Origin of the sequence: Microbispora bryophytorum (genome assembly GCF_043197435.1) — a bacterium.
Taxonomy (GTDB): domain Bacteria; phylum Actinomycetota; class Actinomycetes; order Streptosporangiales; family Streptosporangiaceae; genus Microbispora; species Microbispora bryophytorum.
The window spans coordinates 256,170-281,493 of the sequence record NZ_JBICTF010000006.1; the positions used below are offsets into that span (position 1 = coordinate 256,170).

General features: G+C 71.2%; 22 protein-coding genes. 15 read left to right on the plus strand and 7 right to left on the minus strand.

The genetic code is table 11. The annotated features are described in order from the left end of the window. Nucleotides 1–7 precede the first annotated feature (7 nt). Nucleotides 8–442, minus strand: coding sequence for an ester cyclase (locus tag ACGFIB_RS22010; RefSeq protein WP_357245176.1), 435 nt, complete (start codon nt 440–442; stop codon nt 8–10). A gap of 250 nt (nt 443–692) precedes the next feature. Between ACGFIB_RS22010 and ACGFIB_RS22015 the strand changes: the two genes are divergently transcribed. Next, a complete protein-coding gene (locus ACGFIB_RS22015) occupies nt 693–2,000 on the plus strand; it encodes a site-2 protease family protein (RefSeq protein ID WP_393374502.1) in 1,308 nt (435 codons plus the stop codon). 126 nt (nt 2,001–2,126) lie between these two features. Here the strand turns inward: ACGFIB_RS22015 and ACGFIB_RS22020 are convergent, their stop codons facing one another. Then, nucleotides 2,127–2,297: a hypothetical protein gene (locus ACGFIB_RS22020; RefSeq protein ID WP_393374505.1), complete on the minus strand. Its 171-nt coding sequence runs from the start codon at nt 2,295–2,297 to the stop codon at nt 2,127–2,129. Nucleotides 2,298–2,502: 205 nt separating this feature from the next. Between ACGFIB_RS22020 and ACGFIB_RS22025 the strand changes: the two genes are divergently transcribed. Then, the gene (locus tag ACGFIB_RS22025) at nt 2,503–3,120 is read left to right on the plus strand and encodes a sigma-70 family RNA polymerase sigma factor (RefSeq protein WP_393374508.1); all 618 of its coding nucleotides are present in this window, start codon (nt 2,503–2,505) and stop codon (nt 3,118–3,120) included. Nucleotides 3,121–3,146: 26 nt separating this feature from the next. Here ACGFIB_RS22025 and ACGFIB_RS22030 read toward each other — a convergent pair whose 3' ends face one another. Continuing rightward, nucleotides 3,147–4,145: a DNA polymerase ligase N-terminal domain-containing protein gene (locus ACGFIB_RS22030; protein WP_393374510.1), complete on the minus strand. Its 999-nt coding sequence runs from the start codon at nt 4,143–4,145 to the stop codon at nt 3,147–3,149. A 121-nt stretch (nt 4,146–4,266) separates the two neighbouring features. On the opposite strand from ACGFIB_RS22030, the gene ACGFIB_RS22035 reads away from it, so the two are divergent. The 5 genes from ACGFIB_RS22035 to ACGFIB_RS22055 all read left to right on the plus strand — a co-directional run bounded on the left by ACGFIB_RS22035 (nt 4,267) and on the right by ACGFIB_RS22055 (nt 12,605). Then, nucleotides 4,267–6,036: a 5'-nucleotidase C-terminal domain-containing protein gene (locus ACGFIB_RS22035; RefSeq protein WP_357245186.1), complete on the plus strand. Its 1,770-nt coding sequence runs from the start codon at nt 4,267–4,269 to the stop codon at nt 6,034–6,036. Between the two features lie 146 nt (nt 6,037–6,182). Then, the gene (locus ACGFIB_RS22040) at nt 6,183–6,926 is read left to right on the plus strand and encodes a hypothetical protein (protein ID WP_393374512.1); all 744 of its coding nucleotides are present in this window, start codon (nt 6,183–6,185) and stop codon (nt 6,924–6,926) included. A 174-nt stretch (nt 6,927–7,100) separates the two neighbouring features. After that, nucleotides 7,101–8,249 carry an endonuclease domain-containing protein gene (locus ACGFIB_RS22045; RefSeq protein ID WP_393374514.1) on the plus strand — a complete coding sequence of 383 codons (1,149 nt, stop codon included), beginning with the start codon at nt 7,101–7,103 and terminating at the stop codon, nt 8,247–8,249. Further along, a complete protein-coding gene (locus tag ACGFIB_RS22050; RefSeq protein ID WP_393374517.1) occupies nt 8,242–8,985 on the plus strand; it encodes a hypothetical protein in 744 nt (247 codons plus the stop codon). Before ACGFIB_RS22045 ends, ACGFIB_RS22050 begins: the two co-directional genes overlap by 8 nt. Then, nucleotides 8,982–12,605 (plus strand): helicase HerA domain-containing protein, encoded by a 3,624-nt coding sequence (locus ACGFIB_RS22055; protein WP_393374520.1) that lies wholly within the window; start codon nt 8,982–8,984, stop codon nt 12,603–12,605. The genes ACGFIB_RS22050 and ACGFIB_RS22055 overlap by 4 nt, the downstream gene beginning before the upstream one ends. Before the next feature lie 49 nt (nt 12,606–12,654). Here ACGFIB_RS22055 and ACGFIB_RS22060 read toward each other — a convergent pair whose 3' ends face one another. Further along, nucleotides 12,655–13,326, minus strand: a complete 672-nt coding sequence (locus tag ACGFIB_RS22060; RefSeq protein ID WP_393374523.1) for a TetR/AcrR family transcriptional regulator — start codon at nt 13,324–13,326, stop codon at nt 12,655–12,657. A gap of 96 nt (nt 13,327–13,422) precedes the next feature. Between ACGFIB_RS22060 and ACGFIB_RS22065 the strand changes: the two genes are divergently transcribed. Further along, nucleotides 13,423–14,469 (plus strand): aldo/keto reductase, encoded by a 1,047-nt coding sequence (locus ACGFIB_RS22065; RefSeq protein WP_393375075.1) that lies wholly within the window; start codon nt 13,423–13,425, stop codon nt 14,467–14,469. Nucleotides 14,470–14,544: 75 nt separating this feature from the next. Here ACGFIB_RS22065 and ACGFIB_RS22070 read toward each other — a convergent pair whose 3' ends face one another. Further along, entirely contained in the window at nt 14,545–15,117 is a 573-nt protein-coding gene (locus ACGFIB_RS22070) for a hypothetical protein (protein WP_393374525.1), read from the minus strand. A 1-nt stretch (nt 15,118) separates the two neighbouring features. Then, a complete protein-coding gene (locus ACGFIB_RS22075) occupies nt 15,119–15,886 on the minus strand; it encodes a bestrophin-like domain (RefSeq protein WP_142573734.1) in 768 nt (255 codons plus the stop codon). Nucleotides 15,887–16,034: 148 nt separating this feature from the next. On the opposite strand from ACGFIB_RS22075, the gene ACGFIB_RS22080 reads away from it, so the two are divergent. From ACGFIB_RS22080 to ACGFIB_RS22105, 6 genes are all read left to right on the plus strand, one after another. After that, entirely contained in the window at nt 16,035–16,697 is a 663-nt protein-coding gene (locus tag ACGFIB_RS22080; protein WP_357245201.1) for an SDR family oxidoreductase, read from the plus strand. A gap of 223 nt (nt 16,698–16,920) precedes the next feature. Continuing rightward, a complete protein-coding gene (locus ACGFIB_RS22085) occupies nt 16,921–19,656 on the plus strand; it encodes a M14 family metallopeptidase (protein ID WP_393374528.1) in 2,736 nt (911 codons plus the stop codon). A 93-nt stretch (nt 19,657–19,749) separates the two neighbouring features. Beyond that, nucleotides 19,750–20,382, plus strand: a complete 633-nt coding sequence (locus ACGFIB_RS22090; RefSeq protein WP_393374531.1) for a hypothetical protein — start codon at nt 19,750–19,752, stop codon at nt 20,380–20,382. 279 nt (nt 20,383–20,661) lie between these two features. Further along, nucleotides 20,662–21,006, plus strand: coding sequence for an SPW repeat domain-containing protein (locus ACGFIB_RS22095; RefSeq protein WP_357264400.1), 345 nt, complete (start codon nt 20,662–20,664; stop codon nt 21,004–21,006). Nucleotides 21,007–21,261: 255 nt separating this feature from the next. Next, nucleotides 21,262–21,609, plus strand: coding sequence for a bifunctional 3-phenylpropionate/cinnamic acid dioxygenase ferredoxin subunit (locus ACGFIB_RS22100; RefSeq protein ID WP_142573744.1), 348 nt, complete (start codon nt 21,262–21,264; stop codon nt 21,607–21,609). Between the two features lie 17 nt (nt 21,610–21,626). Then, on the plus strand, nt 21,627–22,793 hold the full coding sequence (locus ACGFIB_RS22105) for an NAD(P)/FAD-dependent oxidoreductase (RefSeq protein WP_393374535.1): 1,167 nt from the start codon (nt 21,627–21,629) through the stop codon (nt 22,791–22,793). 24 nt (nt 22,794–22,817) lie between these two features. On the opposite strand, the gene ACGFIB_RS22110 is transcribed toward ACGFIB_RS22105, so the two are convergent. After that, a complete protein-coding gene (locus tag ACGFIB_RS22110) occupies nt 22,818–23,648 on the minus strand; it encodes an IclR family transcriptional regulator (protein WP_357168592.1) in 831 nt (276 codons plus the stop codon). 41 nt (nt 23,649–23,689) lie between these two features. Here ACGFIB_RS22110 and betA point away from each other — a divergent pair, with 41 nt between their 5' ends. Next, nucleotides 23,690–25,324 carry a choline dehydrogenase gene (gene betA / locus ACGFIB_RS22115; RefSeq protein ID WP_357249754.1) on the plus strand — a complete coding sequence of 545 codons (1,635 nt, stop codon included), beginning with the start codon at nt 23,690–23,692 and terminating at the stop codon, nt 25,322–25,324.

Genomic DNA, 25,324 nt, shown 5'->3' on the forward strand with positions numbered 1-25,324 from the left:
GGAGCACTCAGCGCGCGACCTCCGCGAGGCACAGTCCGAGCTGGGTGTACAGCTCCAACTGGTCGAAGTACTCCCGGTGAGTTTTGATCTTGCCGTCCTCGACGAAGGACGCGCAGGTGCCACGGAAGGTGACCGGCCGATTGGTCGCCTCCAATTCGCGCCCGTCCGGCAGCAGGATCGGCCCGAGGTGGGTGCCCGTGGCCGTCCACTCCACCATCATGGGCGCGTCACAGGCGGTGGCTTCGTACCAAACGATAAGCTGGAAGTCGGGAAAGCTCCTGAACACCTGCTCGTACATCCATCCGATCTCCTCGTGTCCCTCCGCCACTCCGAAGGGCGAGACGAGGACGGCGTCCGGACTGAAGACTTCGAGCACAGCCTCCAGATTGTGTTCGTTGAGCGCATCGGCCAGCTGACGCTTCACAGCCCATAGATCCGACATGACGACAGTCCTTCGACGGTCGGTATACAGTCCAACAACTCTAGTCAGGACCTGGTCAGACGTCTCTCCGGATTGCGTTACCGGAGCACCACAAGCGGGTTCCGATTTCACACGATTACGCAATCTCGGCACAGCGGTTCCGGCGGCGTCCCGCTGACCGCGCGTCGAACCCTCCAGGCCCCCCTGCCACCGCGTGACCAGCGCCTTTGTGGGTAGGCCAGTCACTGCGGAGGGCCGAGGGGGTGGCATTATGCGATCGTCGATCAGTCTCGGCCGCGTGGCCGGGGTCCCGGTCGGGCTCAACATCAGCGTCGTCGTGATCGTCGTGATCCTGGTGATCGGACTGGCCTTCGGCCGTTTCCCCATCGCCTTCCCCGGCCTCTCGACCGCGGCGTACGTGCTGGCCGCGGTGGTGTCGGCCCTGCTCTTCCTGGCCTCGCTGCTCGCGCACGAGCTGGCCCACGCGATCGTCGCCAAGCGGCACGGGCTGGAGGTCAACGGCATCACCCTCTGGCTGCTCGGCGGGGTGGCCGAACTGCGCGGGGAGCCCCGCTCCCCCGGCGCCGACCTCAAGATCGCCGGGGTGGGGCCGCTGACCAGCGTCGTGCTCGGCGGCGTCTTCGCCCTCGTGTCCTGGGGGGTTTCCGCCGCCGGCACGCCACCGCTGATCAGCGGGATGTTCGGCTACCTGGCCGCGGTGAACGTGCTGCTGGCCGTGTTCAACCTCGTGCCCGCCGCGCCACTGGACGGCGGCCGGGTGCTGCGCGCCTTCCTGTGGGCGCGCTGGCACGACCGCCTGCGGGCCGCCGTGGCCGCCGCCCGGGCCGGCCGGGTCTTCGGCTACCTCCTGATCGCGATCGGCTTCCTCAACCTCGTCTCCGGCCTCAGCCTTCAGGGGTTCTGGCTGGCCCTGATCGGCCTGTTCCTGGTGAACGCGGCCACCGCGGAGGAGCAACAGACGCAGATCGACGCCGCTCTGCACGGGATCACGGTGGGTGAGGTGATGTCGCGCGACCCGGTCGTCGCCCATCCCGACGAGACCGTGGCCGGTCTGGTCGACCGGCTCGTGCTGCGCCACCACCTGTCCACCTATCCGCTGCGGGACGACGACGGCCGATTTTCGGGGCTGGTGACGCTGGGCCGGGTCCGGCGCGTGCCACCCGACGATCGCGCGATCACCAGACTGCGGAAGATCGCATGCCCGCCGTCGGACGTGCCCACCGCCCGCCCCGGCGACCAGCTCACGGAGCTGCTCCAGCGGATGAGCGGGTGCACGGACGGCCGGGCCGTGGTCCTCGACGACGACGGGCACCTGGTCGGCCTGGTCACCCCCACCGACATCAGCCGGACCATCCAGACGGTGGACCTGCGGGCGCGCGAGCCGTACCGGACGCCGCGCGGCGCCGACCTCGCTCCGCCCCCTCCCGGAGACCGCACCCCCGGAGGACCCTCTTCCGGAGGTCCCGCTCCCGGCGGTCCCGCTCCTGGAGGGCCCGCTCCTGGAGGCCCCGCTCCTGGGGGCACGGTCCCGCCGGCCGGTCGCCGCGACGCCGCCTGACCGACGCCGCCTGACCGCGCCGTCCATACGCGCCCTCTGAATGCGCCGCCTGAAAACCGCCGCGGCGCGCGTCACCGGCCCGCGTGATCCGGCCGCCGTGATCCGGTACGGGTTATTCGGTGCGGGTCATTCGTCGGCGGGTTCATCGACGTCGTCGGGCGAGTCGGCGCCGGGGGCGTGCCAGTCGCCGGACACGCCGCCGTCCAGATCCGCGCCGTGCTCCACGTCGGCCGACTCCGCCAGTGGCGGCAGCCGGTCGGGGATCAGGTTCTCCGGCTCCGCGTTGTCCTTCGGCATGGCCTCCTCCTCGGACTGCTGCCTCTCCGTCTTCGCGTACCCTCCAGTGGCGCCGACATTCGGTCAGGTCGCAGAGACGGACGTGACAGCCGAAAACAGATTCGCGAGCCGTGTCGAACGAGGGACCAGGGGTAGGCGGACGGTGCGACCGGACCGGACAAAGCGGTCGTAAATGATAGAGGCAGGCTCTCAAGGAGGTGGGGATATGACGATCGTCGACGACACGGCGGTCGAACGGCGGCGGCTGCGGTTCGAGCGGGACGCGCTGCCGTACATCGACCAGATCTACGCCGGCGCCCTACGGCTCGCCCGAAACCCCGCCGACGCCGAAGACCTGGTGCAGGACGTCTACCTGCGGGCCTTCAGCAGCTTCCACCAGTTCCGCGAGGGCACGAACCTACGGGCCTGGCTGTACCGCATCCTGACCAACACCTACATCAACACCTACCGGCGGCAGCAGCGGCAGCCGCAGCGGTCCGCGGCCGAGGACGTGGAGGACTGGCAGCTCGCCGACGCGGCCTCGCACACCTCGTCGGGGCTCAAGTCGGCCGAGGTGGAGGCCCTGGACGGGTTACCCGACTCCCGGGTGAAGCAGGCGCTGCAGGACCTGCCCGAGGACTTCCGGCTCGCGGTCTACCTCGCCGACGTGGAGGGCTTCGCCTACAAGGAGATCGCGCAGATCACGGACGTCCCCATCGGCACCGTCATGTCACGGCTGCACCGGGGACGCCGGCAACTGCGGACCAAGCTGGAGGACTACGCCGCCGAGCTCGGCCTGCTCCGGGCGGCGAGCGCCGCCGCCCGGAACGGTGAGAAGACCTAGGCAGGCCACTCAGGCGTCCCCGCGCCTTACCCTGAGGCCTTCCCGGGCAGGCGCACCCAGGCGGGGGACTCCTCCCCCGGCGCGTACGCGGAGCCGAGGCGCTTGCCCACCACACCGGGCAGGCCCTGCTCAGCCGCTGCCCGCCGCACCGCGTCCACCTCACCCGGCCAGGACGGCGCCGTCTGCCAGCGCGGCCCGTCGACCGCGAGGTCCTTCAGACCCAGCCGGCGCCGCTCGAACGGCTCGCCCAGCAACGACCGGCCGTCGTCGTAGAGCAGGTCGTAGGCGACGTAGACGGCGGTGCCCGCGAACGTGACGACCTCGCCGTCGAGCACGGCGGCCCTGCTGCCGAACGCCTCGGCCAGCGGGCGCAGCCAGCGGTGCTCCCCGGTGACGTCCGCGCCGCCCGCGTCGCGCAGGGTGAGCCTGCCGCCCTCCACGTACGCGAGCGCCCGCGCGCCGCCCCACCAGAACTCCCAGGCGTACGCCTCCGGGTCGCGCGGCACGCGGGCGCGGGTGACCGGCGTCATCGGCGCGAGCGAGGCGGGCGGGGGCTCCCACCGCCCGCTGGGCGGATCCATCCGGTGGATCATCCAGTTGCGGCCTCGGGTCCGGAACAGCACGTAGCGGCCCGCGACCCGGGAGCCGGTCAGCACGATCTTGACCTCGCGGTCGCTCCACTTCTCGGTCGCGTAGTGGCCGCGGTCCCAGATCGTCATCGTGCCGCCGCCGTACTCGCCCTTGGGGATCTCGCCCTCGAACCGGGCGTACTCCATGGGGTGGTCCTCGGTGTGGACGGCGAGGTGGTTGGTCGCGGGGTCGGGCGGCAGGCCCTTGGGGATCGCCCAGGAGACCAGCACCCCGCCCCGCTCCAGGCGCAGGTCCCAGTGCAGGGACCGGGCGTGGTGCTCCTGGATGACGAACGTGTCGTCCTCGCCCCGCGGCAGCGGCCCTTCGGCGGGGACCGGCTCGCCGGTGCGCGTCGCGTCGCGCTTGGCCCGGTAGGTCTCGAGTTTGTCGGCCATCTCACTCGTCCTACCCACGGCGCGACTCCCCGTGGGTGACAAGCGTGTCACCTTGTAGCGACATGTCCGGTTAAGGACTTCGTGACCACTTGGTGATTGGCAGTCACTATCGTCACCCAGCATGAGTTCAGCGATCAGGTTGACCGTGGGCGCCGGCGTCGTGGCCCTCGGTCTCCTTCTGCCCGGCACCCCCGCCACAGCGGCCCCGAGCCACACGGTCAAGATCACCATCATGGCCAGCTCCGACGTCCACGGAAACGCGCTCAACTGGGACTACTACAAGAACGCGGAGTACGACGACAGCACGCACAACGACGTGGGTCTGGCGAAGATCTCGACGATGGTGTCGAAGATCAGGGCCGACCGCGGCGCCGACCACACCCTGCTGTTCGACTCCGGTGACACCCTTCAGGGCACGCCTCTGGACTACTACTACGCCAAGGTCGAGCCGATCACCTCCACGGGCGAGATCCACCCCATGGCGAAGGCCATGAACGCCATCGGGTACGACGCCGTGACGCTGGGCAACCACGAGTTCAACTACGGCCTGCCGCTGCTCGGCGCGTGGGTCACGCAGATGAAGGCGCCGGTCCTCGGCGCGAACGCCGTCTCCGCCACCACCGGTCAGCCGGCCTACCAGCCGTACGTCATCAAGACCATGAAGGTGAAGGGCGAAAAGCCGATCAAGGTGGGCGTGCTCGGCCTCACCAACCCCGGCGTCGCGATCTGGGACAAGGCGAACGTCGACGGCAAGCTGAGGTTCCTCGACCTCGTCGAGACCGCCAAGAAGTGGGTGCCGGTCATCCGCGGCCTCGGCGCGGACGTGGTCCTGGTCACCGCCCACGCGGGCGACGACGGCATGTCCTCCTACGGCTCCGACCTGCCGGTGGAGAACGCCGCCGCCATGGTCGCCGAGCAGGTGCCCGGCGTGGACGCCGTCCTCTTCGGCCACGCGCACAACGAGGTGCCGCAGCGCTTCGTCACCAACAAGGTCACCGGCCAGCAGGTGCTGCTGACCGAGCCCGGCAAGTGGGGCCAGCGCCTCAGCGTCGTCGACTTCGCCCTCGCCAAAGAGCGCGGGAAGTGGACGGTGACCGGCAAGTCGTCCACCACGCTCAACACCAACACGGTGGCCGAGGACCCGAAGATCGTCGCGCTCATGAAGGAGTCGCACGACAAGACCGTCGGCTACGTCAACAAGGTCATCGCCCAGTCCGCCCAGGAGCTGTCGGCGGCCGAGTCGCCGTACAAGGACACGCCGATCCTCGACTACATCCAGAAGGTCCAGACCGACCTCGTCGGCAAGGCCCTCGCCGGCACCGCCGACGCCTCGCTGCCCGTGCTGTCGATCGCCGCGCCGTTCAGCCGCACCGCCGTGTTCCCGGCCGGGCCGGTCAGCGTCCGTGACATGGCCGGGCTGTACGTCTACGACAACACGCTGCTCGGCGTCAAGCTGAACGGCGCCCAGATCAAGGACTTCCTTGAGTACTCGGCGAAGTACTTCGCACAGGTCGCCCCGGGCGCGCCGATCGACCTCGCCACGCTCACGAACGCCGGCGGCATGCCCGACTACAACTACGACCAGCTCTCCGGAGTGACGTACGACATCGACATCTCCAAGCCGGTCGGCCAGCGCATCGTCGGCCTGTCCTACCAGGGCAAGCCCGTCACCGCCGACCAGCAGTTCGTCGTGGCCATCAACAACTACCGCCAGTCGGGCGGTGGCGGCTTCCCGCACGTCTCGACCGCCCCGGTCGTCTACAACGCGCAGGTGGAGATCCGCCAGGCGCTGATCGAGTACGCCGCCGCGAACGGCACCATCGACCCGGCGACGTTCGCCGAGGCGAACTGGAAGCTCGTCCGCGACGGGGTCCCCGTCTTCGAGAAGTGACCAGTGGGGGTGGTCCGCGTCCCGGGCCACCCCCCTTTTTTTCTCCTGAGTGGTCGTACTCAGTCGATCCGGGTGATCCCGCTCATGCCCGCGCGCCGATCCGGCGGCGACACTGACGTGTCCGAACGCCGAGGGAAAGGGTGGCCGTGAGCAGAAACGGGATCGTCTTTCTCGCGATCGTGTCCACGATCGCGGGGCTTGTCCTGGTCTACGTGGCGGACGTGCCGCTGCCGGTGGTCGTCTCGCTGGGCTTCGGAGCGCTGTGCCTGCTCTGGCTGATCGTGCTCCTGACGGTGCCGTGGAACCTGTACTTCCAGGCCCATGCCCTGATCCACGAGATACGGGTCAGCCGCGAGCGCGGGATGGAGGTCTCGCCGGAGCGCGAGACCGAGGCCCTGCGCATCGCGGGGCGCATGCGCCGGGCGGCCGTCGCCGCCCACCTGCTGTCGGCCGCCCTGCTCGCGGTCGTCGCCTATTTCTCCGGCGAGACCGTCGGCTACTACTTCGCCGTCTTCTACCTGGTCGCCACGCTCTTCAGGCCCGCCGGGGCCTGGTTCTCCCACCTGCGCGACCGCATGACCACGATGCTGGCGGAGGTCCGGTATCCCCGGGAGGACGTCGTCACGCTCGTCGAGCGAGTCACGGCGCTGGAGGGGCGGGCCGAGGAGTCCGAGGCGCGGGCCGCCGAACTGGCCGGGCACCTCGACGCCCTCGCCGTGGAGACGCGCGCCGGGTTCCACGCGGCCACGGCGCGCGCGGACGATCTCGACCGCCGGCTCGACGCCATGGGCAGGACGTTCGAGGGCTCCCTCAGCCGTCTCACCGACAACCAGGAGGTCCTGTCAGGCATCAAGGCGTTCCTCCGCCTGATCAGATCCGAGACGGCGTAGTCCGCGAGCTTCCCCGCTGCTCGTGGGCGCGGCGGCCGGTCCGCCGCGGTAGGCGGTCCCGGCTCTCAGCAGCGTAAAACCGGAAATTCCCGATTTTGTGGACGGTCCCGTCAGTGCCCGATACCCTCTGCCGGGTCAAGATTGTCAGATCTTCAACAACAGGGCGGGAACGGCGTGGCACGCTCGTGGAGGGAGCTTCCCACGGGCCGGGTCGTGTATCTGCACGGCGACCCGGACGCCGTCGCACTTGCGGTCGACCCCCTGCCCGACGACGCGCCCGCGCTGGTCACCTACGTCCCCCGCCCGGCCGGCACCCCTGCGGCCTCCGGAAGCACTGGGGCCGGCACCACTGGGGCCGTGGTCGCCGACGTGCTGAGTGAGCTGGAGTCCGCCGCGCTCGCGATGTTCCCCGCCTGGCTGCCCGGGGCGGACGGCATCACCGGATCCGGCGGCGCGGCCGTCGCCGCCGTCCGCGCCCTCGCCCTGCGCACCGGCTCCGCCACCGGGCACTTCGGGCCCTTCCTCGCCCACCTCGCCGAACGGGCCCTGCGCGAGCGGGCCGCCCTGGGCGGGGTCAGGCGCGGGGTCGTGGCCGGAGGCCGTACGGCGGGCCGGGCCGGGACGTTCCCGCCCGAGATCCGCGCCGCCGGGCTGGCCCGGGTGCTCCGCGCGGGCTACCGGCGGCCGGAGACCGCGATCCTCGTACGGGTTCCCTCCGGGCTCTCGCCTGCCTCCGAGGAGGTGCTGGTCGCGGCCTGCGAGTGGCTGGCCCACCACGGCGGGTTCGGCGTCTGGCTCACCGGGCCGCCGCCGCGCTCCGTCGACCGGATCGAGACCGTGACCGCCCCGATCCCCGAAGGGGTGGCGGCGCTCGCCCGCGAGATCGCCTCCGGCGCCCGCGAGGAGTCCGCCCCGCCTGCACTCGCCTTCCCACCGCTCGCCTTCCCGCCGCTCGCCGGATCGCCGCACCCGGGCAGCGCCGCCGAACGGCGGCTGGAGGCGGCGCTGTCGCCGTGCGCCTGGGCGGCGGGTCGTGAGTGGAACCAGCTCCACGCCTCAGGGCCGCTCAGCAATCCGATCCGCGTCGACCTGCTCTGGCGTGCCGAGCGGTGCGTGGTCGAGATCGACGGCCCCGAGCACCTGTCGCCACTCCGCCTCGCCGCGGACAGCCGGCGCGACCTGAGCCTGCGCCGGGACGGTTACGCCGTCCGCCGCTTCACCAACGAGCAGGTGCTGGAACGTCTCGGCACCGTGCTCGCCGAGTTGGAGCGCTTCCTCCACCAGTGCCGCAATGGAACGTTCGAAGGGTCACCCCATGCCTGACGCGTCGCTATCCCAGCGCGAGACCGCCATCCTCCTGCTGCTCATGGCCGAGGCCCGCGAGTTCACCAACCCGGAACTCAAGGAGCGGTTCGGCTTCGAGATCGGCAAGAAGGAGCGCGAGCACCTGCAGCAGCTCAAGCTGATCGAGGTCGGGAAGAGAGGCCAGGCGTTCACCTGCACGTTGGCCGACGACGGCTGGGCCAGGGCGGCCGTGATGTTCCGTGAGGGCATCCCCAAATCCAGCCGTCTTGCGGCACGACTGCTCGAAGCGGTCGTCCGGGCCATGGCCTCCGGCCTCCAGCGGCACATGGATCGGAGCGGCGCCCCGCTCGCCGAGATCTTCGGCCAGGAGGACCTCGCCCCGGCGGTCACCGAGTCACGGGGTGCGGAACCGTCCGCCGCGCGGGCTGCGGCAGAACCGATCGCGCAGTCGCCGGTCGCGAACGTGCCCCCGGACGAGAACGTGCCCCCGGACGCGGACGTCGAGACGTTGATCCGCAAGGCGTACGCGCAGCTCGCCGAAAAGCCGTACGCCTGGGTCAGCCTGACCCGGCTGCGTCCCCTCCTGGGCGACGCCTCCAGGAACGAGGTCGACACCGTCCTCCGTCACATGATCGGCCTTCCGGACGTTCGCCTGGTGCCCGAGTCCAACCAGAAGATGCTCACCGACGAGGACAGGGGCGCGGCTGTCGTGATCGGGGACCAGGCCAAGCACCTCATCCTGATCGGAGCATGATGACGAGCGACGAACTCGACGCCCTTCGGGCCCTGCGGTTCAACTACACGCGGGTCGCCGACGATGTATGGCGCCCGTTGCCGTTCCATGTCGAGGCGATACACCGGGACGCCGCGCAGGTCATCCTGGACGGCCTGCTGGAGGCGGAGGAGAGCGTCGCCGCGAGCCCCATCGGCGTCGCGATACAGGGCCAGCGGGGAACGGGCAAAACACATCTCCTTGGCTGGGTCCGCCAGAAGGTACACGAAGAGGACGCCTACTTCTTCCTCGTCAGCCTGCTCGACGCGAAGGACTTCTGGGAGAGCGTGCTGCTCTCCATGCTCGACAGCCTCTCCCGGCCGATGGCCGGGGACGGCAGTCAACTGAGGGAACTCCTGTGGCGTCTCTGCGTGCTTGCCGAGGTGCCCCAGGCGGCACGCGGCCCGATCATCGGCGACGTCCCCCTGTCCCGCGCCGACCTGGACGCCTTCATCAACGCCCTGCGTCGATACGACTCGCACGTCGGCCGCGATGTGCAGGACACCGCACGGGCCCTCACGCTGCGCGCCTCGCACGACCTGGCGGCGCAGGACATCGGCGACGCCTACCTCATCTCGGCGCCGCAGGGTGAGCCGGGCGAGCGCGCGGAGTGGGGGTTCCGGACAGTCGGGAAGACACCGCAGGAGATCGTCCACGACCTGTCCATGCTTCTCGCGCTGACCGGTCCCTCCGTCATCGCCGTGGACCAGGTCGACACGCTGATCGCCCAGTCCGCGGCCCTCACCGGGGGCGGATTGGCGGAGGACTTCGAGCATCACCGGACGATCGAAAGCGTCGCGGGCGGCCTGATGACCCTTCGCGAGATGACCCGCCGCACGCTGACAGTCCTGTCCTGCCTCCCCCTCACGTGGACGTTGATCGAAGAACACGCCACGGACACCGTCCAGGACCGCTTCCGGATGACCCTGCCGCTGCGGACGATCCCGGACGCGAAGACGGGCCGCGCGCTGGTCGAGAAGCGGTTCGGCGCACAGTACGGCGCGGCGGGGTTCACGCCGCCGTATCCGACGTGGCCGGTGAAGCCGGAGGCGTTCGAGGAGGCGCACCAGTACACGCCTCGCCAGTTGCTCATCCGGATCGACAAGCACGTCCGGTCGTGCCTGGCGAGCGAACAGGTCGTGGAGCTGGAACGGCTGACCGGCGCGCCTTCGAACAAGATCGACCCTAAACCCCGGCCGCCGAAGCAGGAACCCGACTTCGGCGAGCTGGACAGGCGGTTCGCGGAGCTGCGGAAACGGGCGGACGTAGCGGAGGCGCTGGACCCGATCACGGAGGACGCCGTGATGCCGCGCCTGCTGTCGGCCGGGCTGTCCGCCTGGATCACCGAGCAGGGCGAGGACGGGCGGCTCTTCACCCAGGACCCGCCTCCGAGCACGAAGCCGCCCCTGCACGCCCGCCTGCGCCGGACCCTGGACGAGGCGACGGAGAACGAGGCCCACTGGTGCTTCCGGGCCATCTCCGCGTCCCATCACATCGCCGCGCTCAACCGGCTGAAGGCCGCGTCCACGGCGGCCGGGCTCGACGAGCGGATCCCCGCGCGCAGACTGTTCGTGCTCAGGAACCAGAGCTGGGCCAGGGGACCGGTCACCCAGGAGACCCTGGCCGCCTTCGAGCAGGCGGGCGGCCGGATGCTCCAGATCGAGGAGGACGACCTCCGGATCTTCGCGGCGCTCCGTGACCTGGAAGCCGAGAACCCGCCGGACCTCCAGGCGTGGCTCGTCTCGCGTAAGCCGACGAGCGAGGTGAAGCTGTTCGCCGAAGCGCTGAGCGACGCGGCCGTTCCCCGCGTGTCCGGCACCGGGATGTCCGCCCGGCCGAGCCGGTCGCAGGACCGCCCTCGGCGCACCGCCAATCCCGAACGGCGTCTGCTCCGTCTGGAGGTGGTGCAAGGACTCACGACGCTGCCGGTGACCGGAGCGCCGCCCCTGCCCTCCGCTGACACACCGGCCACTGACACACCGGCCACTGACACACGGGCCACTGACACACCGGCCGCTGACACACGGGCGACTGACACACCGGCCGCGGCTCCCGGCACCGCCCCGTCCCCGGTCCCCGCCGCCGCTCTGTCGCCGGCCGGTGCGAGCGCCGCGATTCCCGGCGGCGTCACCCTGGGCCCGGCCGTTCCCGATCTGCAGGTCTGGCCGCCGCTGCCTTTCTCTGAGGCATCGCCGGTCGAAGCCCCGGCCGCGGAGGTACCGGTCGCGGAGGTACCGGTCGTGGACGAGCCGGTCGTGGACATGCCGACCGTGGACGAGCCGGTCGAGGCGCCCTTTGCGGAGATGCCGGCAGCGGAGGCGGCGGCCGTTCCCCGCCCGCGCACGCCGCAGTCGGCGGACGAGCCTCCGGCCGCTCCCTACCTGACGATCGGGGCGGCGACCTCGGACGACCGGCCGGTGCGGATCCGGCTGGAGACCCTGCGCAAGCACACGGCGATCTTCGCCGGCTCGGGCTCCGGCAAGACGGTGCTGATCCGCCGCCTCGTGGAGGAGTGCGCCCTTCAGGGAGTCTCGGCGATCGTCCTCGACGCGAACAACGACCTCGCGCGGCTCGGCGACCGGTGGCCGGAGCCACCCGCGGAGTGGGGTGAGGGCGACGCCGCCAGGGCCGACGACTACCTGGCGAACACCGACGTGGTGATCTGGACGCCGCGCAAGGAGTCGGGACGTCCGCTGAGCTTCCAGCCGCTGCCCGACTTCGGCAGCGTCGCCGACGACCCGGACGAGTTCGGCGAGGCGGTGGACGCCGCACTCGCCGCGCTCGTCCCCCGGGCGAAGCTGGAGGCCAAGACGGCAAGGGCCCATCTCGGCCAGGCGGTGCTCCGCGAGGCCGTCGCCCACTACGGACGGCGCGGCGGCACGGGGCTGGGCGGCCTGATCGCCCTGCTCGACGACCTTCCTGACGGTGTGAGCAGTCTCGAAGGGGCGCCCAGGCTCGCGACCGAGATGGCCCAGCACCTGAGGGCGGAGACGATCAGCGATCCCCTGTTCGCGGGGACCGGGACGCCCGTCGATCCGGGCCTCCTGCTGACGCCGCCGGAGGGCAAGCGGGCCCGCGTGTCGGTCATCAGTCTGACCGGCATGACCTCCGACGCCCAGCGGCAGGGCTTCGTCAACCAGCTGCAGATGGCGCTGTTCTCCTGGATCAAGCGGCATCCCGCCGGAGACCGGCCGCTCGGCGGGCTGTTCGTGATGGACGAGGCCCAGACGTTCGCACCGTCGGGGACGGCGACCGTGTGCACCCAGAGCACGCTCGCCCTCGCCGCGCAGGCCCGCAAGTACGGCCTCGGGCTGGTGTTCGCCACCCAGGCGCCGAAGGGCCTGCACAACCGGATCACGGGCAACGCCGCCACCCAGTTCTTCGGCCTGCTCAACGCGCCGGTCCAGATCACGGCGGCGCGGGAGCTGGCCAGGGCCAAGGGCGGCGACGTCCCCGACGTGGCACGGCTGCGGTCCGGCCAGTTCTACGCGGCGTTCGAGGGCGGGTCGTTCACGAAGGTCCGTACGCCGCTGTGCCTGAGCCACCACCCGAGCAGCCCTCTCACGAGCGAGGAGGTCGTGGCCCGGGCGAACCGGTCCTGAATGAGAGCGCGCGGAGCCGGCGCCGTCCTCGGACGCGACGCCGGCTCCGCTACACCTGCTCTGCTCCGGAAATCCGGCTGGGCGGGGTGACCGGCCGGCCGTAGAGGATCGATGCCCAGGCGTTGGTGAGGACGTCGACGAGGACCTCCTCGTCGTCGAACGGGGGGACACCGGCCGCGGCCAGATAGTAGAGCCGTTCACCCATCCAGGTCAGCGACGCGGCGACCGCGCGCACGTCCATGTTCCCGAGCCGCCCGCGGACCTGCGGGTCGGACTCGATACGGGCCGTGGCGGCGTCGGTGAACAGGTTCATCTGTTCCAGCCAGAGGGCTCGCAGCCCCTCGTCCGAGCCCTGGCTCTCCACGATCGCCATGAGGATGCCCGCGTTGTCGCGCCACAGCCGGGCGCCGTCCCGCACCCCCGCACGCAGCGCGGCGACGGGGTCCTGCGACCCGCCGATCCACGGGTCCGCGGCCTGCTGCCCCTGCGCGACGGCGTCGCGCACCAACTCGCCGAGCACGGCCTGCTTGCTCGGGAAGTAGAAGTAGAAGCTCGCCCGGGAGACCTCCGCGGCGGTGAGGATGTCGGCGACGCTGAGAGCGTCGAAGCGGCGCTCCCGCAGCAGCTCGCGGGTCGCGGACAGGATCCGCTCCCGCAACCCGGTGGACGCCGGCTCCGCGGCCGATCTACGGGCCGGCTGCGCGCCGGGCTTCGAAGGCATGCCCCTCAGGATACCGACGTGCTGTACGGACGCCTTGTACATACATTGTGTCCATACATCATGTATGGTGCTTCCATGACACATTCTGCCATCGGCATGAGGTACCGCACCTTGGGCACGAGCGGCCTTCGGGTGCCCGAACTGATCCTGGGCGCGATGACCTTCGGAGAGCAGGGCGGGGTGGGCGCGCCGCTAGCGGAGTGCCGGCGGATGCTCGACCTGTACGCCGAGGCCGGCGGCAACATGATCGACACGGCCGTCAACTACCGCGACGGAGCCAGCGAGGAGATCCTCGGCGAGCTGCTCGAGGGCAGGCGCGAGTCGTTCGTCCTCGGCACGAAGTACACCGTCTCCCGCGACCGCTCCGACCCGAACGCCGCGGGGAACCACAGGAAGAACCTCCGGGCCTCCCTGGAGACCAGCCTGCGCCGGCTGCGTACGGACTACCTCGACCTCTTCTGGGTGCACATGTGGGACCGTGACACGCCCATCGAGGAGACCATGCGCGCGCTGGACGACGCCGTCCAGGCCGGCAAGGTGCTCTACGTGGGCATCTCCGACGCCCCCGCCTGGGTCGTGGCCCGCGCCAACACTCTTGCCGAGTGGCGCGGCTGGAGTCCCTTCATCGGCCTGCAGGTGCCGTACAGCCTGCTGCAACGGGACATCGAGCGGGAGCTGCTCCCCATGGCCGAGTCCCTCGGGCTCGGCGTCACGGCGTGGAGCCCGCTCGGCGGCGGGGTGCTGTCCGGCAAGTACACGCTGCCCGGTGGACACACCCGCCAGGACGGGGCCGCGCCCACGGGACGGCTGAAGGCCGAGTCGCTCTCGGCCCGCGACCACGCCGTCGCCCGGGCCGTGCAGGAGGCCGCCGACGACCTCGGCGCGACCCCGGCACAGGTCGCGATCGCGTGGACGATGAGCCGCTCTCCCGCCGTCCATCCGATCGTCGGGGCGCGTTCCGCCGACCAGCTACGTGGCAATCTCGCCGCTACCGGCCTCGCGCTCCCCCCTGAAGTGCGCACGCGCCTGGAAGATGCCACCGAGTTCACCCTCGGATTTCCCGGCGACTTCATCGCCCAGACCTCGCCGTGGGTGTTCGGCGCCGCGCTCGCCGACCCCCCTTCCGGCACAGTCCGGCGATGAGAGCCGCGTCAGCGCCTGCGGCCCACTCCGCCGAGGAACCGCCTGCTTCCCCGGCGCGACCACGACCGTTCCCTCCTACCGGTGGCGGAAGGCGGCGGCACCGGCGGCGGCGATCGCCACCGACAGGACCACGACGACCGTGAGCGCCCCCAGGGGGTTGCGGTGCCGTACGGGCGCGATCGCGCGCATGGCCGGCACCCGGTAGACCGGTGACCTCGACGGTGACGGGGTGGGGCGCGGCGTCGGACGAGGGCGGGGGGACGGCACCGCGACGGGCGGCCGGGGCGCGGCCGCCACCCGATGCGGGGAGTGCCGTGGCGCCGGTGCGGGCTTCTCGGGGGCCCGTGGCGGTGGCGGCGGCTCGGGGGAGGGCGCGGGCGGCGGTTCCGGAGGGGGCACGGCGGTCGGCGGCGTGCAGCCGGGTCTTCCGATGCCGATCTCGGCGTGCAGGTCGACGATCACGCCCACGTCGAGGCAGACGCCGACCCGCAGGCCCGGTACGCCCGGGTCGTCGGCCGTGAGGGACGCGCCGGCGGCGGCCCGCACCGGGGCGGGAGACGCGGCGGTCAGCGTGGCGCACGTCAGCGCGGCGCAGGCGGAAGCGGCCGCGACCGCGACGGCCGCGCGCGGGCCCGCCGTCCTGCCCATGTCAGTGGCCCTCGGGGATCCGCTGGAACTCGTGCAGGGCGCTCACGAACGCGTCGGGCTTCACCGCCAGGCCTCCGCTGAAGGGGTGGGAGATGTTCCAGGCGAGATAGACGCCGACGCCGAGCAGGACGGCCATCGCCGTCACCGGTACGAGCGTGAGCCCCCGGGGGCGGGCCCCGGCCAGGAACGGGAAGACGACGACGAGGACGCCCGTGAGGACCGTCAGCAACATGACGCCGGGAGGCAGCGCGGTGCCCACATCGGCGGCGCGCTGCCGGCGGGCGGCGGACAGGTCCCCCATCCGCTCCAGCACCGTGTCCCTGGCGTCGCGCGCCTCGTCGGTCGTGATCGGCAGTTCGGTCACGCGGGCGCGCAGCGACTCCAGCCGCGCCGTCCCCTCGGTGCCGAGGTGTCCTGCCGCCATCTGCGGCCACTCGTCCTCGAGGACGTATCTCGCGTACTCGCGCAGTCCCTCGCGCACCTGGGCGGCGTCGGGGGCGGGGAGCGGCGCGGCGGCCCAGTAGGCCTCCACCAGCGCCTGGGTCTCCGCGTAGGTGTTCTGCCGCGCCGAGTCGGCCGAGGTCCACGGCACGACGATCGCGATGGCGAACACGAGCAGGAACAGCGAGGAGAGCATCGAGCCGGCGTGACCGGCGGACGCGCCGCCGGGATCGCGATCGTCGGTGCCCCGGCCCAGCACCCGGAACAGAAGGGCCGCCACGGCCACCAGCCCGACGGCCGCCGCGACCGCGAGTACGCCTATGAGCATGTCATCTCCACAGACACTTTGCTGATTACAAGTAGTGACATGACTATCACATGAAGTAACCATTGACCAGCGAGGACGGGTAAGTGACGGCGCGGCCTGCCCCGGCGGCGGGGACCTGTCATGGCAGGATCGGCGCGGAGGTGAGCGCATGCGCGTAGTGATCGCGGGCGGGCACGGGAAGATCGCCCTTCGGCTGGCACGTCTGATGAGCGGGCGGGGCGACGCGCCGGTGGGGCTGATCCGCAACCCGGATCAGATCGCGGACGTGGAGGCGGCCGGCGCCGAGGCGGTGCTGTGCGACCTGGAGCGGACCACGCCGCAGAAGGTGGCCGAGATCCTCCGGGGAGCCGGAGCCGTCGTCTTCGCCGCCGGGGCGGGACCGGGCAGCGGCGCCGCGCGCAAGTTCACGGTGGACGAGGGCGCCTCGGTGCTGCTCGCCGACGCGGCCGAACGGGCCGGCGTGGCCCGCTTCGTCCAGATCTCCTCGATGGGCGCGGGATCGCCGCCCGCGCCGGGCAGCGATGAGGTCTGGGCGGCCTACATCACCGCGAAGACGGCCGCGGAGGAGGACCTGCGCGCCCGCCCGCTCGACTGGACGATCCTGCGGCCGGGGCGGCTCACTGACGGGCCGGGGACCGGCCTGGTGACGCTGGCCGATCCGTCGCTTCCCTCCGGGGCGGTGCCGCGCGAGGACGTCGCCGCCGTGATCGCCGCGCTGATCGACGCCCCGGAGACGCGGCATCGGGTCCTCGAACTCATCGGCGGGGGCGTGCCCGTCGACGAGGCCGTGCGCCTCGTGCTGATGCGGTGACGGACCGGACCTCGCCGGTCCCGTTACCCATGTTGCCTCAGATGGCAAGGGGCCTTAAATACCCAATCGAGCACTAAGTTATACCGTTACGGAAAAATCCCATATGTGGGGCGTTCATGCGCCTTGACGCCGTTTTCGGGGTGACAAAGACTTCCCTCGAACTCGCGTGATCACTCCGGGCCGGCCCCCCTTCCCGGAAGGCACGCCAGATGGAGGAAACTCGATGAGTAGCTCTCCCCGGCGAGCGCGGCGCTACGCCGCCGCGCTGGCACTCCCCCTGGCGATCGCCCTGAACGCCCTCCCGGCGTTCGCCGATCCCTCTCCCGCTCCGGTCCCGCCCGACCGCGCGTCCAGCACCGCGCAGAACGGCGTCGCGCTGATGCGCGTCGTCGTCGCCGACCAGTCGGCCGTGGACAGGCTGATCGCCCTGGGCGTCGACCTGGCCGAATACAGCAAGCCGGTCGACGGCGGCATCGAAGTGCACGCCGTGCTCAGTCCCGAAGAGGCGCGGAATCTGCGCGACCGGGGCTTCGACGTCCGCGACGCCATCTCCGACCAGAGCGACTACGCCGCGAACCTCACCGAACGCCGGCAGGCCCTCGCCGCCGCGTCGGCCGACGCGGCGGAGACCGACACGCTGACCCCGCTGCGCGCCGAGTGGTTCACCAGCCTCGACAACCAGCGTTTCCTGTCGGTGGAGGTGAAAACGAGCGCCACCGACGCCCAGACGGTGCTCACCGCCACCTGGGACAGCGGCCCCGGCACGGCCCCCGACTCCGGCGGCTCGACGACGATGTCCCGCTTCACCGACGCGGGGCAGTACATGTACCACCGGTTCAACTCGCCGCTGCCGATCACGGAGGCCCCCGCCCAGGTCACGATCACCAGCAGCCGGGGCGGCTCGATCACCGTGCCGGTGACCAAGTGGCTGGGCGAGCCGCGCAAGGCGCCGAGCAAGCACTACGTGCAGGACTTCGTCGACCACTACATGGACCCCACCGAGGTCACCAACCGGATCGTGTGGCTGTCCAAGCAGTTCCCGGAGATCTCGGAGGTCGTCGACCTCCCGTACAAGACGAACGGCTACCGCCGCCAGGCGCAGGCGCAGTTCGGCGCGGGCTCGGGAAGCGCGCTGGCGAGCACGTTCTACGTGACGTCGAAGGCGTACGGCAGCGAGGGCGGCAACGACGTCAGCGTCGCGCTGGTGAACCCCGGGACCGCCTCGGCCCCGCTTTCCGTCGCCGTCAACGGCAAGGACGTCGTGGTCAACCTGGCCACGGACGCCTCCGGCGCGGTCAGCAGCACGGCCGCCCAGGTCGTGGGCGCCGTCAACGGCGACTCGGCGGCGTCGACGCTGCTGACCGCCGACCTCTACCGGACCGGCAACGGCTCCGGTGTGGTGACCGCGGCTCCGGCGACGAAGCTGACCGACAACCTGAAGGCGCCGGCGAGCATCTCGCGTCAGCCGTTCCAGATGAAGGCGCTGCGCATCGGCAAGAGCCGGGACGGCTCGAAGACCGGGGTGTTCCTCTACTGCCAGGAGCACGCCCGTGAGTGGGTGACCCCGCTCACCTGTGTGGAGACCGCCGAGCGGCTGCTGCGCAACTACGCGCTCGACGCGGACACCAGGAAACTGGTGAACAACCTCGACATCTTCATCGTGCCGACGATCAACCCCGACGGCGCCCACTACTCGATGTACGACTACAACATGCAGCGCAAGAACATGGTCAACTACTGCGCCGCCGACGGGTCGGACCCGGCGCGCCGCAACTCCTGGGGCGTCGACCTCAACCGCAACTTCTCGGTGGGCAGCGTCTTCGACGGATTCAACGGCGGCTCGACCACCTGCACCGGCGAGACCTTCTCCGGGCCGGCGGAGCTGTCGGAGCCGGAGACGCGCAACGAGGTGTGGCTCACGGAGAAGTTCCCGAACATCAAGTTCGCGATGAACACCCACTCCTACGGCGGCTACTTCATGTGGCCTCCGGGGGCGTACAAGACCGCCGGTCGGGAGACGCTGCCGCGCCCCGATCTGGGCACGGAGGAGTACTTCTGGAACGCCTCCACCCACATCCTGTCCGCCGTCCAGGGCTGGCGCGGCACGGCGATCTGGCCGGGGCGCACCGGCCCGGTGATCGACGTGCTCTACTCGGCGGCCGGCAACAGCGCCGACGAGTTCTGGTACAACAAGGGCATCATCGGCTGGGACTTCGAGGTCGGCGCCGACGTCTACGACCCGGCGACCAAGAGGTACAACGCGGTCGGCTTCCAGCCTCCGTTCGAGGAGGGCCACGAGGAGGCGATGGAGTTCTCCAACGGCCAGATCGGCATCCTTGAGGTCGCCCAGATGTACCAGAAGGACAAGCAGAAGCCCGAGTCGAAGCTCGTGGTGACCGACAGGGCCGACACCTCGGCGACGTTCACCTTCACGGTGGACGAGCCGGCGAACGTCTACTACACCCTCGACGGCAGCCGGCCGAACCTGAGCTCGCCCAAGCTGACCTCCGCGGGCATGCGCGAGGGCGCCGCGAAGATCTCGATCGACAAGACCACCGAGGTGCACTGGTTCGCCATGGACCTCGCGGGCAACGTCGAGAAGAACTACAAGCCGAACGGCAACGGCAAGAACTACAACTCGGAGACCGTCACGGTCGAGACGGCTCCGGCGCTCGCGCTGACCGCGACCGCCTCGTCCCGCTGCATCGGCACCTCGGCGTACGTCGCTGTGACGGCCGTCAACGGATCGGACGCACCCGCCACGGTGACGCTGACGACCCCGTACGGCAACAAGACGGTGGCCGACGTGGCTCCGGGCAAGCAGGCCTACCAGTCCTTCAACACCCGGGCCGAGCAGCTCGACGCGGGCACGGTGACCGTCACCGGCACCGCGACGGTCAACGGCAAGCAGGTCACCTCGTCCTACGACGCGCCGTACACGGCGGCCGGCTGCCGCTGAACCGCCCAGGAGCGTCAACCACGACTCAGCACAACCCGGGGCCGGCCGACAAGCCGGCCGGCCCCGCCCCCCCATATATGGAGCGATGACCACATGAGAATCACCAGGACCACGCAGGTGCTCGCCGCGTCGGTGCTCGGCCTCGCCCTCGCCGGCCTGGCCACCCCCGCGCTGGCCGACGACCCCGGCAGCGGCAGCGGCATCGACGTGTCGGTGACGATCGAGCCCACGACCACCCCCGGCCAGATCTCCATGACCGTCGCCGACAACGACGGCGTGTCCCTGCAGGAGAACGGCTCCGACGCCACCGCCCGCCAGTTCGTCGGCACCCTGCCCACCGTCACGGTCACCGACACCCGCCGGCCCGAAGACATCCCCGCCGGGGAGTTCTGGGCCGTCGTCGGCCAGTCCAGCCAGTTCGTCGCGGCCGACGACCCTGCCAAGACCATCGGCCCGGAGTACCTGGGCTGGAAGCCGCGCCTGCTCAGCGACTCCTCCACCGGCGCCGTGGCGGCCGGTGAGCCGGTCTCCAGTGTCATCGGCGACGGCACCGGAGCCCCCGAGGTCGGTCTGGAGAGCCAGGAACTGCTGGTCTCCACCGCCAACTCCGCCGACGAGATCGGCACCTCCCAGGTCAACGCCGACCTCGCCCTGCGCACCTCCACCGACGTCGCCGCCGGTGAATACCACTCCACCCTGACCCTGTCCCTGTTCAACCAGTCCTGAACCGGAGGCGGGTGACAACCGCCGCCTGTGGACGTCCGCACCGTGGGCGAGTCCGGCCCACGGTGCGGACGTCTGTGATGAGACCGTTCCCGGGGCGCCCTCGCCCTCCTCGCCGTCCTTCCCACTTCGGTGCGACCGCGTTCGCCCGCCGAACCCGCCCCGTTCGGCACGAGGTGACACAGGGTTAGGAAATCCTGACTTAGCGGAATGTTGACCGGGCGGTCAATCAGGCAGACCGTCGGGTCAACAGGTCACCTCTCCCCCCGTACGGAGGCACGGATGGATCTCACGAGATCGTTGTCCGACATCGTCGCCCTCGTCGCCGGGCTGGTCGCGGTGCTCGCGCCGTTCTTCTGGGCCGACGCCCAGGCCGCCGCGCAGCCGCTGCTCATCCTCGGCGCTCTGCTCGTCGTCTCCGCCCTGTGGTCCATCCTGGGCGCGGGCGGCGCCGGCTCCTGGGTGACCGCGGCGTTCGGCGCACTGCTGTTCGTCTCCCCCTGGGCGTTCGGCTTCGACGGCGACGCCGCCTCGGCGTGGACCGCCTGGATCACCGGCGCGGTCACCGTCGTCGTCGGCCTGCTCACCGTCCTGCAGGTGCGCGGCCGCACGACCGCGGCCGTCTGACCCCTCACCCGCACCGCGTACGGCCCCGCCGCCCGTCGCCCCTCCGGCGACCGGCGGCGGGGCCGTACGCCTTTCCGGCCTTTCCGGTTCGCGCGGTCGGCAGGAGCGGTGAACAGGCGTCTCACCTGCGCCGGGACCAGGGTCGCGCTTATCACCCCGCGGGCGATGTGTCGCCACTTGACTTTGGCGCGATCTCCGCTCAATCTGTTGCGTATAGCGCTTCCTGTTCCACCTTACGAAACCGGAAACCTCCGCATGATTCCTGCGTGCCCCATCGCCGCCCTGCCCAGGGGCGAGGCTCTCCGAATCGAGACAGATCCCCCGATCGCCGTCTTTCACACCGAGGACGGTGAACTGTACGCGGTGGACGACACCTGTACGCACCAGGACGCGTCGCTGGCGGACGGGTGGCTGGAAGGGTGCGAGGTGGAGTGCCCCCTGCACGCGTCGCGCTTCGACCTGCGCACGGGCCGGGTGGACGCTCCTCCCGCGAAGCTTCCGGTGCGCACCCACCAGGTGGTGGTCCGGGACGAGACCGTCTACGTCGTGCCCTCGGACCTGCCGCCGAACCTGCCGCCCGGCGTCCGCACCGGTTCGGCCTGAGCCACCGTGAGGGTGCCGTGAAATCCGTCGCCATCGTCGGCGCGTCGCTCGCCGGGCTGTCGACGGCCCGCGCGCTGCGCGCCCAGGGCTTCGGCGGGCGCCTGACGATCGTCGGGGCCGAGCCGCACCGCCCCTACGACCGGCCCCCGCTGTCCAAGGAGTTCCTCGCCGGCCAGATGACGACGGCGGACCTCGCCCTGGAGGGCGACGGCGAGGACCTCGCCGCCGAGTGGCGCCTGGGCGTCGCCGCGACCGGGCTGGAGCAGGGCCGGTCGCTGCGGATCGCACTCGCCGACGGCTCCGCGGTCGAGGCCGACGGCGTGGTGATCGCCACCGGCGCGGTCGCCCGCACCCTCGGGGGCGACCTCGCCGGGGTGCACACGCTGCGCACGATCGAGGACGCGGCGGCCCTGCGGGCCGATCTCGGCGCCGCCCGGCGCCTCGTGGTGATCGGGGCGGGCTTCGTCGGCGCCGAGGTCGCCTGCGTCGCCCGCACGCTCGGGCTCGACGTGACGATCGTCGAGGCGGCGCCCGCGCCGTTCGCCCGCGCGCTCGGGCCCGAGATGGGCACCGCGCTCGCCGGACTGCACGAGGCGCACGGGGTGCGCCTGATCTGCGGCGCCGCCGTACAGACCCTGACGGGCGAGGGTCGCGTCGACGGCGTGCTGCTGGAGGACGGGCGCCGCCTGGACGCCGACGTGGTGCTCGTCGGCATCGGCGCGCGGCCGGCGGTGGACTGGCTCGACGGCAGCGGCGTGACGGTCGGCGACGGCGTCGTCTGCGACACCGGCGGCGCGACGAGCGTGCCGGGAGTCGTCGCGGTCGGCGACTGCGCCGCCTGGTTCGACCCCGCTCTCGGCGCCCACCTGCGCGTGGAGCACTGGACCGGCGCGGCGCGGCGTCCCGCGACCGCCGCGCGGACGCTGCTGTCCGGCGGCGCCGCCGTTCCGGACGCCCTCGCACCGCCCTACCTGTGGTCCGACCAGTACGGCATGCGCGTGCAGTTCGCCGGGCACACGCTGCCGGGAGACGAGGTGAGCGTCGAGGAGGGCGACCTCGTGTCCCGCCGCTTCCTGGCCGTCTACCGGCGGGAGGGCCGCACGGTCGCGGTGCTCGGCGTCGACCAGCCGCGCTCGTTCACCCGGTGGCGGCGGCGTGTGAACGAGCCCGCCGGGGCGCGATGAGCGCCGTCGCGCCCGCGACCCGCGTCATCCCGCGTGGCCGAGACGGTGGCTGATGTCGGCGGCGCCCGCGACGAGCACGGGCGCGAGCTCGCGCATGCGCTCCTCGCTGAACCGGTAGGCCGGGCCGGAGGCGCTGACGGCCGCCACCACCTCGCCCTCGTGGGAGCGGATGGGCGCGGCGATGGCGTTCAGCCCGATCTCGTACTCCTCCGCGGTGACCGCGTAGCCCCGCCGCAGCGCCTCGTCGAGCTGCCGGCGCAGTACGGCGGCGTCGGTCACCGTGGCGGGGGTGAAGCGCTCCAGCCCGGCGGCGGCGATGAGCCGTTCGCGGCGCCGCTCGTCGAGGTGGGCGAGCAGGACCTTGCCACTCGACGTGGCGTGCAGCGGGGTGGGCTGGCCGACCCAGTTGTACGCGGTCACGGCCGCCTGGCCGCGCACCTGGTCGAGGTTGATGGCGTAGTGGGACCGCGCGACGGCGATGTTGACGGTCTCGCCGATCTCCTCGGCGAGCCGCCGGCACACCGGGCGGCTCTGCTGGACGAGGTCGAGGCGCGCGGCCACCCCGGCGGCGAGCCGGACGACGCCGAAACCGAGGCGATACTTGCCGCGGTCCTCGGCCTGCTCCGCCAGGCCGCGTGCCTCCAGGGCGCCGAGGAGCCGGAACGCGGTGGACTTGTGGACGCCGATCTCCGCGGCGACCTCGCTCACACCGGCCTCACCGCGCTGGGAGAGGATTTCCAGAATCGTCACGGCCCGGTCCACCGACTGGACGCCGCCGCTCCCCTCGGGCCGTACGGCGGCCTCACCGGCTTCCGCGAGATCGGGGCCCGGCGCGTGACGTTGCGAATGCTGCACTCTATTGCGCATATCAATATCATCCTGCCCGGGAGGCGGACATGTATGACTTTGTCATCGTCGGTGGTGGATCAGCGGGGAGCGCTCTCGCGAACCGGCTGTCGGCCGACCCCTCGAACCGCGTACTCGTGCTGGAGGCGGGCCGTCCCGACTACCTGTGGGACGTGTTCATCCACATGCCGGCCGCGCTGATGTTCCCCATCGGCAGCCGGTTCTACGACTGGAAGTACGAGTCCGAGCCCGAGCCGCACATGAACGGCCGGCGCATCTACCACGCCCGGGGGAAGGTGCTCGGCGGGTCGAGCAGCATCAACGGCATGATCTTCCAGCGCGGCAACCCCATGGACTACGAGCGCTGGGGCGCCGACCCGGGCATGGAGACCTGGGACTTCGCCCACTGCCTGCCGTACTTCAAGCGCATGGAGAACTGCCTGGCCGCCGACGCGTCGGATCCGATGCGCGGGCACGACGGGCCGCTGGTGCTGGAGCGCGGCCCGGCCAGGAATCCGCTGTTCACGGCCTTTTTCGAGGCCGTGCAGCAGGCGGGCTACCCGCTGACCGACGACGTGAACGGCTACCGCCAGGAGGGCTTCGCGCCGTTCGACCGCAACCTGCGCCGCGGGCGCCGCCTGTCGGCCGCCCGGGCCTATCTCCACCCGGTGATGAACCGCCCGAACCTCACGGTCAAGACCGGGGCGTTCGTCACGAAGATCCTGTTCGAGGGCACGCGCGCGGTCGGCGTCGAGTTCGACGGCAAGCGGGTGCGGGCCGGCGAGGTCGTCCTGTGCGGCGGCGCGATCAACTCCCCGCAGCTCCTGCAGCTGTCCGGCGTGGGCGACGCCGACCATCTGAAGGCGCACGGCGTCGACGTGGTCCACGACCTGCCCGGCGTCGGCGAGAACCTCCAGGACCACCTGGAGGTCTACATCCAGTACGCCTGCAAGCAGCCGGTCTCGATGCAGCCCGCGATGAAGTGGCGCAACCGGCCGATGGTCGGCGCCCAGTGGCTGTTCCTGCGCAGGGGGCCCGGCGCGACCAACCACTTCGAGGCCGGCGGCTTCGTCCGCGGCAACGACGACGTCGACTACCCCAACCTGATGTTCCACTTCCTGCCCGTCGCCGTGCGATACGACGGCAGCGCGCCGGCCGGCGGGCACGGCTACCAGGTGCACATCGGGCCGATGTACTCCGACGCCCGCGGCACGGTGAAGATCAAGAGCTCCGACCCCCGCGTGAAGCCCGCGCTGCGGTTCAACTACCTGTCCACCGACCAGGACCGCCGCGAGTGGGTCGAGGCCGTACGGGTGGCCCGCGACATCCTCAACCAGTCCGCCATGAACGGGTTCAACGGCGGCGAACTGTCCCCCGGCCCGGAGGTCGAGACCGACGAACAGATCCTCGACTGGGTGGCGAAGGACGGCGAGACCGCCCTGCACCCCTCCTGCACGGCGAAGATGGGCGTCGACGAGATGTCCGTGGTCGACCCGCTGACCATGGGGGTGCACGGTCTGGAGGGCCTGCGGGTCGTGGACGCCTCGGTCATGCCGTACGTCACGAACGGCAACATCTACGCGCCGGTGATGATGGTCGCGGAGAAGGCGGCCGACCTGATCCTCGGTAACACTCCCCTGGCCCCCGAGCCGGTGGAGTTCTACCGGCACAGGAAGGACGCCTGA